This is a genomic window from Bernardetia sp. MNP-M8 (assembly GCF_037126285.1).
Taxonomy (GTDB): domain Bacteria; phylum Bacteroidota; class Bacteroidia; order Cytophagales; family Bernardetiaceae; genus Bernardetia.
Genome location: NZ_CP147012.1, coordinates 2,658,097 through 2,669,722 on the forward strand (window position 1 = coordinate 2,658,097; position 11,626 = coordinate 2,669,722).

General features: G+C 30.9%; 12 protein-coding genes. 7 read left to right on the forward strand and 5 right to left on the reverse strand.

What is annotated here, in order from left to right:
* Positions 1 to 281 precede the first annotated feature (281 nt).
* Together V9L04_RS10925 and V9L04_RS10930 are read right to left on the reverse strand one after the other, a co-directional pair.
* Positions 282 to 1,355, reverse strand: coding sequence for a serine hydrolase (locus tag V9L04_RS10925; RefSeq protein WP_338794176.1), 1,074 nt, complete (start codon positions 1,353 to 1,355; stop codon positions 282 to 284).
* A 100-nt stretch (positions 1,356 to 1,455) separates the two neighbouring features.
* Positions 1,456 to 2,259 carry a helix-turn-helix transcriptional regulator gene (locus V9L04_RS10930; protein ID WP_338794177.1) on the reverse strand — a complete coding sequence of 268 codons (804 nt, stop codon included), beginning with the start codon at positions 2,257 to 2,259 and terminating at the stop codon, positions 1,456 to 1,458.
* 187 nt (positions 2,260 to 2,446) lie between these two features.
* Between V9L04_RS10930 and V9L04_RS10935 the strand changes: the two genes are divergently transcribed.
* Positions 2,447 to 3,649: an AIR synthase-related protein gene (locus tag V9L04_RS10935; protein WP_338794178.1), complete on the forward strand. Its 1,203-nt coding sequence runs from the start codon at positions 2,447 to 2,449 to the stop codon at positions 3,647 to 3,649.
* Here the strand turns inward: V9L04_RS10935 and V9L04_RS10940 are convergent.
* Together V9L04_RS10940 and lgt are read right to left on the reverse strand one after the other, a co-directional pair.
* Positions 3,646 to 4,011: a hypothetical protein gene (locus V9L04_RS10940; RefSeq protein WP_338794179.1), complete on the reverse strand. Its 366-nt coding sequence runs from the start codon at positions 4,009 to 4,011 to the stop codon at positions 3,646 to 3,648. The two genes, V9L04_RS10935 and V9L04_RS10940, sit on opposite strands and share 4 nt — an antisense overlap.
* Positions 4,012 to 4,090: 79 nt before the next feature.
* Positions 4,091 to 4,987 (reverse strand): prolipoprotein diacylglyceryl transferase, encoded by an 897-nt coding sequence (gene lgt / locus V9L04_RS10945; RefSeq protein ID WP_338794180.1) that lies wholly within the window; start codon positions 4,985 to 4,987, stop codon positions 4,091 to 4,093.
* A gap of 340 nt (positions 4,988 to 5,327) precedes the next feature.
* Here lgt and V9L04_RS10950 point away from each other — a divergent pair, with 340 nt between their 5' ends.
* The 3 genes from V9L04_RS10950 (at position 5,328) to V9L04_RS10960 (ending at position 7,350) form a co-directional block, all read left to right on the forward strand.
* Positions 5,328 to 5,807, forward strand: a complete 480-nt coding sequence (locus V9L04_RS10950) for a tetratricopeptide repeat protein (protein WP_338789835.1) — start codon at positions 5,328 to 5,330, stop codon at positions 5,805 to 5,807.
* Between the two features lie 132 nt (positions 5,808 to 5,939).
* The gene (locus tag V9L04_RS10955; protein WP_338789836.1) at positions 5,940 to 6,455 is read left to right on the forward strand and encodes an NAD(P)H-dependent oxidoreductase; all 516 of its coding nucleotides are present in this window, start codon (positions 5,940 to 5,942) and stop codon (positions 6,453 to 6,455) included.
* 313 nt (positions 6,456 to 6,768) lie between these two features.
* The gene (locus V9L04_RS10960; protein ID WP_338789837.1) at positions 6,769 to 7,350 is read left to right on the forward strand and encodes an adenylate kinase; all 582 of its coding nucleotides are present in this window, start codon (positions 6,769 to 6,771) and stop codon (positions 7,348 to 7,350) included.
* A gap of 352 nt (positions 7,351 to 7,702) precedes the next feature.
* On the opposite strand, the gene V9L04_RS10965 is transcribed toward V9L04_RS10960, so the two are convergent.
* A complete protein-coding gene (locus tag V9L04_RS10965; RefSeq protein ID WP_338789838.1) occupies positions 7,703 to 8,485 on the reverse strand; it encodes an N-acetylmuramoyl-L-alanine amidase in 783 nt (260 codons plus the stop codon).
* A 199-nt stretch (positions 8,486 to 8,684) separates the two neighbouring features.
* On the opposite strand from V9L04_RS10965, the gene V9L04_RS10970 reads away from it, so the two are divergent.
* The 3 genes from V9L04_RS10970 to V9L04_RS10980 all read left to right on the forward strand — a co-directional run bounded on the left by V9L04_RS10970 (position 8,685) and on the right by V9L04_RS10980 (position 11,619).
* The gene (locus V9L04_RS10970) at positions 8,685 to 9,494 is read left to right on the forward strand and encodes a hypothetical protein (protein WP_338789839.1); all 810 of its coding nucleotides are present in this window, start codon (positions 8,685 to 8,687) and stop codon (positions 9,492 to 9,494) included.
* 42 nt (positions 9,495 to 9,536) lie between these two features.
* The gene (locus V9L04_RS10975; protein WP_338789840.1) at positions 9,537 to 10,169 is read left to right on the forward strand and encodes a redoxin domain-containing protein; all 633 of its coding nucleotides are present in this window, start codon (positions 9,537 to 9,539) and stop codon (positions 10,167 to 10,169) included.
* 217 nt (positions 10,170 to 10,386) lie between these two features.
* Complete coding sequence (locus tag V9L04_RS10980; protein ID WP_338789841.1) at positions 10,387 to 11,619, forward strand: response regulator; 1,233 nt, start codon at positions 10,387 to 10,389, stop codon at positions 11,617 to 11,619.
* Positions 11,620 to 11,626 lie beyond the last annotated feature (7 nt).

Here is an 11,626-nt window from a genome sequence, read left to right on the forward strand (position 1 = left end):
AATTATCCCCCCTCTCAATTTTTTGCATAAATCCCACTATTTTTAGACTTTTGTAATAAGAATTAGAAATAAAGAACTTCTAATTCAGCCGAATCAAATTAGGAGTACTCTATGGAAATCATAAATTCAGTTAAATTATAAGTCGGTTGTTGATTAATGAAGTTGTTTAATGGACTTTGTTTATATGACTAAGTTAAAAACTAACAAATGGATTGAAGTTTCCTGTATTAGTAAATAGGATATAGTTTTTGTTTCTTAAACAACTTCAATTGAATAATATATCAATTCATCATCATTGGTACAATAAATTCGTTTACTATTTCATCAGTGTAGTTGTGAGCATTTCTTTTATTATAGTTTGTAGTTGTTATGACAATGCTAACGCCAAGTTCTGGTAATGCTAATATTTTTTGTCCTCCATTACCAGACATATAAAAACCTTTATTAGCTTTTTTTTGCCCAAAGTTTTTGAGCCAAAACAAATATCCATATTCAGTATCTTCCTCAACTTGTACTTTTGGAGTTGTAGCTTTTTCTATCCAAGACTTGTCTATTATTTGCTTATCATTCCACTTCCCATAATTCAAGCACAGTTGAATTAATTTTAGAAAATCTCTACTTCTATATTCGCTTCCTCCTGCTGTATTTAGAATATCCATAGGATTATAGTGTAACTTATAATTTTGAATATCAAGTGGTTGAAAGAGATTTACCTGAGCAAAAGAATCTAATTTTGTATCAATACTAGATTCTATAATTTCTGCCATAAGTGCAGCTCCAGCAGAACAATAACTAAATGCCCTTCCATAAGGCTGCTCATTAGGTTTTGGTTCAAATGGATAAGAGCGAATAGGTAAGTCTAAAAAGAAGCTTGCCCAATCTTCTATAATATACATTTTTTCTTCATTTCCTCTTGAATGACTATTAAAGTCGTTACATTCTAATACCGAACTCATCGTAAGCAAATCTTCGATAGTTATTGCTTCCTTTCTCTCATCTAAATTCTGAACTGGCAACTTGTGTTTTAAATACTTAAATATTTTGTCTTTTTCTGACTGAATATAATTATTCTTAATGGCAATGCCTGTCAGTAAACTCGCCATTGTTTTTGTTGCCGAACGAGTATTGTGCATTGAGTTTGAGTCTGTATCATTATAATATTTTTCAAAAATCAAATTGCCATTGTGAGCGACCAAAACACTCGTAATTTGTTCGTATTTTCCTGCTAGAATCGTACTGTCTAACTTTACAAAAAGAGGGTGTGTACTTATGTTTCCTTTAGAAAAATCTAATTGAGCAAATGCAATTTGATTTGCTAAAAAATAGCAGAAGAAAGTGAAGATAATTTTATACATTGAAATAATAATAGTTTGATGAAAATTTATTTAAAGACATAAAATTAAAGGTTCTTTTATGGATAAAATAGAACCAAATTAACATCAAGCTTTTTCTGACTTAAAACACCTGTTTAGAAAACTGACTAGGAGTTTTGTTGAGATATAGTTTGAAAGTGCGTGTAAAATGGCTTTGGTCTGAAAAACCACACAAATGAGCAATTTCTGTTAGAGAATAATTTTTTGAAAAAATATAACTCAATGCTTTTTTGATTTTTTGTTGGCGAATATAATCACCTAATGAACTTCCAAAATACTTAGGTACTGCTCTTGAAATATGTACAGGATGAACACCTAACTGATTAGAAAGCAACTTTAAATTCAAGTTTTCTGAATCTTCATTAAGTATTTGTCGAAGTGAATTAATCCAAAGAGGTTGTTTTTCCTTTTCATAAAATTCATTTTTTTCTATCGTTTCACATAGTTGAAGCATCAATAATTCAATAGAAATATTTGAGTACACATCTTGACACCGAAATTCAAAGTAAAGTTTTGCCAGTAGATAGTGTGATGTAGGATTGTTGATAAGTTGGCTGCCTTCCCAAAGGTTGCTATCTAATTTTTTTTGTTCAAACCAACTTCTAGGAAATTCTAAATGAAAACCTCTTGCTTGTGTAGTTGCTTTTTCATTGTAATGAGTTTCTTGCCAGTTATGGAAAATCAAACTACCAGAAGTACAATGTGTCATTACTTTCTTATTTGTATCATATACGTTACCTTGAAGCAAGTACATAAAGTATGGGTTTTCGTGATAATGCCAATCTGTACGAGCTGAACGATAATCATATTCAGACAAAATCAGTTGATTGACATTGATTTCAGATTCTTTTCTACCATAATATTTACCTGATGTTAGAATTTTCATAACTAAGATTTAATTTGTACTCTGTTTTATAAATATATTGAATTTGTTTGGTTAGAAGAAATAAAATTAAAAGCCTTTACATTTTGCACAAACCCTATTATTTTCAGACTTTTGTACTACTTTAAACTAGAAACAAAACTGGTTTAAGCGTCTTCGCTTGAATCTCATTTACTTTTCCAATAAAACTATGACTTCTCGTTATGCACAACGTGGTGTTTCTTCTCAAAAAGAAGACGTACACGCAGCCATCAAATCTGTTGATAAAGGAATTTTTCCGAAAGCATTTTGTAAGATAATCCCTGATATTTTGGGAGGAGATGAAGACTATTGCAATATCATGCACGCAGACGGTGCAGGTACAAAATCATCTTTAGCATATCTTTACTGGAAAGAAACAGGCGATTTGTCGGTTTGGAAAGGAATTGCACAAGATGCCGTCATTATGAATATTGATGATTTGATTTGTGTGGGAGCAACAGATAATATTTTGCTTTCTTCTACTATTGGACGAAATAAAAACCTAATTACAGGCGAAGTAATAGCCAAAATTATCAACGGAACAGAAGAATTATTAGAAAATCTTAGAGAACAAGGAATTACAATTTTCAGTACAGGAGGAGAAACTGCCGACGTAGGCGACCTTGTTCGTACAATTATCGTCGATAGCACCGTAACAGCACGAATGAAAAGAAGTGATATAATCAGCACAGATAAAATAAGTGAAGGCGATGTAATTGTAGGCTTAGAATCTTTTGGACAAGCAACTTACGAATCTGAATACAACGGAGGAATGGGAAGCAATGGTTTAACTTCTGCAAGACATGACGTTTTGACTAAAAAATATGCTGAGAAATATCCAGAAAGTTTTGATAATTCTGTTCCTAGTGAGCTTGTTTATAGTGGCTCTAGGAGTTTGACAGATATTTATGAAAAACTTCCAAAGGATACAAAAACAGATATTGGAAAGTTGATTTTATCCCCAACACGTACTTATGCGCCTGTTGTGAAAGAAATTTTGAATAAAATTAGAGAGCATGTACATGGAATGATTCATTGTTCAGGAGGAGCGCAAACCAAAATTTTGCATTTTGTTGATAATTCTCAAAATTTGCATATCATAAAAGATAATTTGTTTGACACACCACCACTTTTTGAGCTTATTCAGTCAGAAAGCAAAACGGATTGGAAAGAAATGTATCAAGTCTTTAATATGGGACATCGTTTGGAGATTTATCTTCCAAAAGAACATGCTCAAACAGTCATTGATATTTCAAAATCTTATGGAATTGATGCAAAAATAATTGGTAGAGTAGAAAAAAATGGAGATACTACTAATGAGAAAAGTAAAAAATTGACTATTTCTTCAGCGCATGGAGAATTTGTTTATTAAAACCCTTCTTCTCTAAAAACTTCCTCCTTAAAATAAGTAATTATATTCATTTTAAGGAGTTTTTCTTGCTCTTCAATCTTCAAGATAGGCAAGGGTTTGATGAGTTTCCAATGCACCCAGCCGTCTTCATCTGTTCCTTCAAGTTCATAATAGTCAGAATAACTCAATGCCTTACACGTTGCCATGTGCATCAAATCCTGTTTTTCATCTTTGCTAAATGTTCGAATTCCTTGCCCTAATTCTTGTATTCCCATTAAAAACAAAATTCCATTCAAGTCAGGTTTTTTATCAAAATGACTTTGTAATTTTCGGCATAGTCTAAACCATTCGGTTTCTATGTCTTTGTCTTCGTTCCATTTCATAATTATTCTACATCATAAACCCTAAGGGTCTTCAAAGACCCTTAGGGTTTGGTAATTACTTTTTAGACTTTAATTAATCTTATACTTTCTTGCCTTTAGTATCAACTTTACCGACAATATTCTTATTACCCTTTTCAGCAAACTCAATAGCTTCTTTCTTTGCATTTTCAGAGAATGAACGAACAAAGAAGTATGTTCCTACCACAACAAAAGGAATACTCAAAAGCTGACCCATATTGATTCCATAAGAAGCTACCATATCAATTTCCCACGCTTCTTGTACATTTTTCACAAACTCAATGAAAAAACGTGCGCCAAAAAGTAATATTAAAAACTGCCCAAAAATTCGTCCTCTTGGAGTATAACGTTTAGTTTGTAAGTAAGAAACCATCAGATAAATAAAGAGTAAAATATACGAACCTGCTTCATAAAGCTGTGTAGGATGTTTGGGTAATGTTTCACCATTTTGAAGGAAAATAAATCCCCAAGGCAAATCAGTAACACCTCCATAAATTTCCGAATTCATTAAGTTGCCTAGACGAATAAAAGCACCAGCAAGTGCAATCGGAATTACAATTCTATCCAAAAGCCATAAATAAGGCTGGTCTGGATGTTTTCTTGAATATAAAAACAGAGCTACCAAAAGTCCGATAGTTCCTCCATGAGAAGCCAATCCACCTTTCCAAATTTTCAAAATTTCTAATGGATTAGACAAATAATAAACAGGGTCATAGAATAAACAATGTCCCAAACGAGAACCCACAACAGTTGCAATAACCATATAAGTAAGGAGCGTTTCTAAGTCTTCTTGTGGCTTACCTTCTATTTTATAGATTTTGGAAAAAATAAAGTAACCAATAATAAAACCTGTGGCAAATAAAAGTCCGTACCAACGAAGATTAATAAATTTCCATTGCCAAATTTCAGGACTTACGTCCCAAGAAACGGCTGAAATTAAGTTAAGAAAGTCTAGCATATTTTTGAATAAATTTTAGTAAATACAGTTTCTTTAGATTTTTGAAGACAAATAATTTATTGTCTATTAATTCTGTAAAGATAACGTAAATCTTTTTTAGGCTACAAGTTATAGTAGTTCTTTATGTTTTTTTCAGAACATTTTACTAGAACAAAATCTAATAAATTAATCAAAAAAAAATGTTTTGATTGTATTTTTAATGTATAAACTTTGATTTTTCAAATAAAGACAACTTTTTGGATAAAAATTTGGTTTAAATATAAAAAATATCCATGTGATTCTGTAAAAATGATAATAATAAGAATAATCTATCAAAAACAACCACTAAATAAAACCAACTATGAAACAAGATAATAAAATACTAGACCGACTCTTTACTCAACTGCAAACAGCACGTTCGACAGCACGTATAGAAGCCATCCTAACACAAATTTGGAATATTTGGCTCAATACAGGAAATGTAGAAATGAATACCTTAATTCGCTTAGGAACTGAAAGCCTTTCAAAAGGAGATTATACGGATGCAATTAATGTTTTTACACAAGTGGTGGATAGAAATCCAAATTTTGCAGAGGGTTGGAACAAGCGAGCAACAGCCTTTTATTTGAGAGGAAATTATAAAGCAGCTATTGATGATATTCATCAGACCTTAAATATAGAAAATCGTCATTTTGGAGCTTTAGCAGGACTAGCAACCATTTATTCTGAGATTGGAGATGAACATGGTGTACTTGGTACTCTTGAAAAACTCTATCAAATTCATCCTTTTCAGCCCAAACTAAAAGACCAAATTGAAGAACTTCGTTCAAGATTGAACTAAAATAATTAGAAAGTCTTTTAAATCAAAAAATATGTTTACTTATTACTAACTATGCAGTTATAATTTTTATAACTGCTTTTTTTTATCGTATTTTTCAGAAAATTTGTTTCAATTTAATCGTTATAGCAAAAAATGGAAATTCTCATTATTCAAGGAAGTGCAAGAAAAAATGGTAATACAAATAAGATTGTAAATTATATTCAAGAACAGTTAGATTGTGATTTTATTGATTTAAAAAACTATACTATTTCACATTATGATTACGATTCACGTAATAGAAATGATGATTTTTTGCCTTTAATGAGAGAAATCGTAGAATATGATTTGATTATTTTTGCTACTCCTGTATATTGGTATGCTATGTCTGGAATTATGAAAACCTTTTTTGATAGAATTACAGATTGCTTGAAAATAGAAAAAGAAACGGGTAGAAAATTAAGAGGCAAAACAATGGCAATGGTTTGTTGTGGATCTGAGAAAGATGTTGTTTTGGAAATAAGCGCAGCATTTGAAATGCCATTTAGAGAAAGTGCTTCTTATTTAGGAATGAATTATGTAGGCAGCGTTTATACGTGGATGGATACAGATGATATTTCAGGAGAAGTAATTCAAAATTTAGATAAATTCATAGGCAAAATAACCAAATAGAACAAATAAAGCAGGTTTTATGCTAATTTCAGATACAATATTTGGATTTAACGCACTTGCTTCTTACATTTAGTTTCTCAAATCTAACTTAAAGTTGATTTACTCATTCAGTTACACTCAAGTTTGTGTTATCCTGTTTTTATAAAAGTTTTATATTAATTTTTATAACAAATTCAAATGGATAACATTTTATTTTTATGATAATAGTTCGATAGAGTTATTTAAGAGTTATTCCAATGCTATATTTGAGTTTTGTAAATGAATGTTTTTATAAAAAAATAAACTGTAAAATACCTTATAAAATAGTCAAACTATGCTAAATTTAGTTTTATTCGGCCCTCCTGGTGCAGGAAAAGGAACACAGAGCCAACATCTTGTAGAGCATTATAATTTGATACATATTTCTACTGGAGATTTGCTTCGTGCAGAGCGAAAAGCAGGAACACCACTCGGAAAAAAAGCCGAAGAATATATGACAAAAGGAAATTTAGTTCCTGATGAAGTAGTTATCGGAATGATAGAAAACAAACTTAAAGAAAATACAGGAGCAAAAGGAATTATTTTTGATGGTTTTCCTCGTACAACAAAACAAGCAGAAGCATTAGATAATCTTCTTAAAGCTCACCAAGTGGGTATTAACGCTGTTCTTTCTCTACACGTAGATGAAGAAGAACTTGTAAAACGTCTTTTAGAAAGAGGCAAAACTTCTGGTAGAGTAGATGACCAAAAAGAAGAACTTATCCGAAACCGTGTACAGGTATATCGTAACGAAACTGAAGTAGTAGCAGACTATTATAAAAAACAAGACAAACTCCATGTTATCGAAGGAGTAGGAGAAATTAGCGAAATAACAGCTGCCATTCGTGGTGCTGTTGAGCAAGTAAAAGCTAGTTAATGAGAATTGTGAATTATAAATGGTAAATGTAAATTCATTTAGCAAAACTCTCTTCTTACAAAATAAAAACTGTTTCAAACCTTCAAATTTGAAACAGTTTTTTGTTTTCTCATTTCAGTATCTAACTGATGTTACATAGTCAAAAAAAAATATGCTGTTTTCTACCCTTCTCTACTTGTTTACCACGATTAAAATCGTGGGTTTCGTTTATGCAAGTAATTTGCAGAAAATCTATTTTTGTGTAATATTAATATCTGATGTTACGCAGTTTGTTTTTTTTAACCCTGCTCTGTGGTACACAGAGCAGACTTTTGCGTAACATCAGTTAATATAACTCCCATTTTCCAAATCTCTATTTTGCTGAAACTTCATTTTTATATTCTTTAAAAGCACGATAAATTCCTGATGCAATATAAGTTTGTCCGTTATCAGTTTTCAAATAACCCTCTTCTTTTGTGTTGGTCAAAAAACCAATTTCTATCAGTGCTGCTGGCATAGCTGTTTTCCACAATACTAAAAAGCCACTTTGTTTTACACCTCTATTCTCTCTGTTTACACGCTCTTCGAACTGTTTTTGTACTTTGTTCGCAAAATCAATACTCTTAGTCTGATTAGCACTCTGAAAATTTGACATTTTGATATATGAAATAATGCTATACGGGTCAAATTGATATTTTTCTTTGTGATTTTCTTCTTTCAAAATAACAGCATTTTCACGCATGGCTACATCAAGATTTCCATCTGTTTTGTGCATTCCGATAGTATAAGTTTCTGCACCCAAAACTTCTTTGTTTTTAGCGGCATTACAATGGATAGAAATAAATAAATCAGCTTTGTTGCGATTTGCAATAGCAGTTCTTTCATCTAATTCTACAAAAACATCTGTACTTCTTGTATAAACCACCTTTACATCTTTGAGGTTTTCTTTGATATAATTTCCTACTTTCAAGGCAACGGCAAGAGCAACATCTTTTTCTTTTGTTTTACTGCCCGAACAACCAGGGTCTTTTCCTCCGTGTCCAGCATCAATGACAACTGTAAAGTTAGTAGCATCTTTATTAGTAAAACTAAAAAGAGTTAAGCCAAAAAGGGCTACAAAAAACAAATAAGGAAGAGATTTTAAATATTGATTCATAACAGATTGATATTTTTACTAGGTAATTTTCAGTATTCTAATTTTTTAATAGAAACTTATGTTCTATACTCAAAATTAACAAAAAACTTTCCAATTTGAATACAGCATGGTTTTATAGTTTTGATAATCAGATAATAGACTCCTCTAATTGTCGTTTATAAAGTGTCAATATAACTAATTTGAGTTTTATCAAAATTCTATGAAAAACATATTTATCCTTATTTGCATTCTATTTTTAGCTTTTTTCTATGATTCAAAAATTTTTGCACAAGATTCTACTTCTATCAAAATTACTTTGTCTAATTCTGAAAAATGGAGTACAGATAGTGTTAAGATTTATAATTTTCTATACGACAAATGGACCTTTTTTGATAAAATAGATACAGCAACTAATTCTTGCTTTCTTAAATTTCCTTGTGAAAGAGCGATAGAACAGAATGTTTATTTAGGTAATAATAAAGGTTTTTACTTGCTTACTCTGTCAAAGGATACTATTGAAATAGGTATTGATGAAGAAGGTAAACCTATTTTTTTGAAAGGGAAAACATATAGAGAAAATCAGATTACTTATAATAAGTTAGAGGGTTATGATTATTCCAGTATGAAGGTTTGGTTGTTAGTAGATGGAAGTGAGTTAAATATAGATGAAAGTTTTTACAAAACAGATAGTCTAAATAAAAAAATACTTACTGATTATGAAATAGCTATTAAAGATTTTAAAGTTGATTCAGGTTTTGATACTTATTTCCGAAATGAAATTGATGCTCAACAAGACTCTGATTATGGTGCTATTCTATATAATATAGAAAATAAAATGGGCGAGATTCCTTCATATTACGATAAATACAAACCTAATATTAAAAATCAAATAGATGATAATTATCCATATTCTGAAAATCATATAAACTTATTATACGAACAAATACTAGATGCAAATTGTGTAGAAACAAAGCGAGAAATAAGAACTGATAAATACACTAATAAATACTATGCTTGTGCCTATCAATAAGTAAAAGAGATAAAAGACGAGCCAATAAAAAATTATCTAACTTTGAAAATCCTTGGTGGAATGTTATACAAAACTAAATGGTGGAGTAAAGAGGAAAAGTTATTCAATGAACTAATGAATCAAGTCAAAAAATTATTTCCTAATAATAAACAAGTAACAATCATAGAAGAAAAAGCTGCTCTTTTCAAACGTTTGGCAGAACACTTACCCTCTCCTAATTTCACATTAAAAGATAAAAATAACAAGAAGGTGTCTTTATCTGACTTTAAAGGAAAATATGTTTTTTTTACCTTCATAGATTCTGCTGCTCAAAATCTTGAAGTTAATTCATGGTATTCAAATCTACTCTACAAAGAATACACGGATGAAAAAATAGCTTTTCTTTATATTTTTGTAAATGGAACAGAAGAAAGTTGGAAAAATTTAATTTCTACACAAGAAGTTGAGGGAATACACCTTTTTGCTAATAAAGAACAAAGCAAAGAATTGTATGAAAATTATGGTAAGCAGATTTATAAAATTAAATCAAGTAATTATCAAATGAGTAGATATGGTATAGATACTACAAATTATCAAGTAGTTTTCATAAATAAAGAAGGATACTCCATAAGTAATAGTTTATATCTAGGTCATAATATGGATTGGATAGCCAAGAAGATTTTGAATGGAGAGTAATTCAGTATTTAATCAAAATCAAAACATGGTTTCATTTTTGATTATTTCACTTTTGAATGCTTTATTTCTACTCAAAAATACAATAAATTATAGCTTTTTCTACTTTTGTTAGTATATTAGCCTATCTTTTAGAGGCTTGGTTGAATAAAGATTCCAAAATTCCTATCTACTTCTGTTTTATAGTTTATAAATTCTTTTTTTCTATTTCCCTTTTATTGTGGCAATACGTCCTAATTCTTACAAAATCTTAGTGGCTGATGATTATGATAGCAATTTAGCTGTCATTGAGAGTATTTTCGAAGAATCTGGTCAAGTATTCGAAATTATTTATGCAAGTGATGGGCTTTCAGCTTACGAACAAGGAATTTCAGAATCTCCTGATTTAATAATTATGGACTGGGAAATGCCTCAAATGACAGGCATTGAAGCTGTTAGAAAACTGAAATCAAGACCAGATACACAACACATTCCAATAATCATGACGACAGCATTTACTTCGTCTGAACATTTGGAAACTGCTCTTCAAGCAGGTGCAATAGATTATGTTCGCAAGCCGATTGATGAAGTAGAGCTTTTGGCTCGTGTTAATTCTGCGCTACAACTGGTTACTTCTTACAAACAAATATTAGCTCAAAAAGACGAGATTCAAGAGAAAACAAAGAAATTAGAAGCTGCTTTTGATGAAATAGAAAAGAAAAACGATAAAATTATGAGTAGTATCAAATATGCAAAACGCATACAAGATGCTCTTCTCCAACCTGCTGCCTCATTACAAAACTTAATCAAAGACTCATTTATTCTCTACAAACCTCGTGATGTAGTGAGTGGCGATTTTTATTGGTTTTGTGAAAAAGATGGAAAAATTGTTATTGCTGCCGTCGATTGTACAGGTCATGGTGTTCCAGGGGCATTTATGTCTATGCTTGGAGATACTTATCTCAATCAAGTTGTTGGTGTAATGGGAATTATTGAACCGAATGAAATTCTTAGTCAGCTTCATGAATCTATCCGAATGGCTCTCAAGCAAGATTCTACACAGAATCGTGATGGAATGGATATTACTATTTGTGTAGTAGATAAGAAAGAAAGAACGCTCAAGTTTGCAGGAGCAAAAAACCCATTGGTTTATATTCGTGATGGTGAAGTTATTAGAGTAAAGGGAGATACAGCTTCTATTGGTGGAAAAAATGCAGAACTTACCTTTACAACACATACCATCGAACTGACTGATGAACCAACTCCATTTTATATTTATTCAGATGGCTATCAAGACCAGTTTAGTAGTGGAATGCACAGTAAATTTATGGCAAAACGCTTCCGAAAACTACTTCATAAAGTTCATAAATATCCATTTGCAGAACAAAAAGACATCTTAAATCATATTCTAAAAGATTGGATGCGCCAAACTCGCCAAGTAGATGATATTTTGGTCATTGGTTTTGCTATTTGATATTCAA

Bases quoted from the DNA above. Each gene is read 5' to 3' on its own strand.
- V9L04_RS10925 (WP_338794176.1), bottom strand. From the start codon at position 1,355: ATGTATAAAATTATCTTCACTTTCTTCTGCTATTTTTTAGCAAATCAA.
- V9L04_RS10930 (WP_338794177.1), bottom strand. From the start codon at position 2,259: ATGAAAATTCTAACATCAGGTAAATATTATGGTAGAAAAGAATCTGAA.
- V9L04_RS10935 (WP_338794178.1), top strand. From the start codon at position 2,447: ATGACTTCTCGTTATGCACAACGTGGTGTTTCTTCTCAAAAAGAAGAC.
- V9L04_RS10940 (WP_338794179.1), bottom strand. From the start codon at position 4,011: ATGAAATGGAACGAAGACAAAGACATAGAAACCGAATGGTTTAGACTA.
- lgt (WP_338794180.1), bottom strand. From the start codon at position 4,987: ATGCTAGACTTTCTTAACTTAATTTCAGCCGTTTCTTGGGACGTAAGT.
- V9L04_RS10950 (WP_338789835.1), top strand. From the start codon at position 5,328: ATGAAACAAGATAATAAAATACTAGACCGACTCTTTACTCAACTGCAA.
- V9L04_RS10955 (WP_338789836.1), top strand. From the start codon at position 5,940: ATGGAAATTCTCATTATTCAAGGAAGTGCAAGAAAAAATGGTAATACA.
- V9L04_RS10960 (WP_338789837.1), top strand. From the start codon at position 6,769: ATGCTAAATTTAGTTTTATTCGGCCCTCCTGGTGCAGGAAAAGGAACA.
- V9L04_RS10965 (WP_338789838.1), bottom strand. From the start codon at position 8,485: ATGAATCAATATTTAAAATCTCTTCCTTATTTGTTTTTTGTAGCCCTT.
- V9L04_RS10970 (WP_338789839.1), top strand. From the start codon at position 8,685: ATGAAAAACATATTTATCCTTATTTGCATTCTATTTTTAGCTTTTTTC.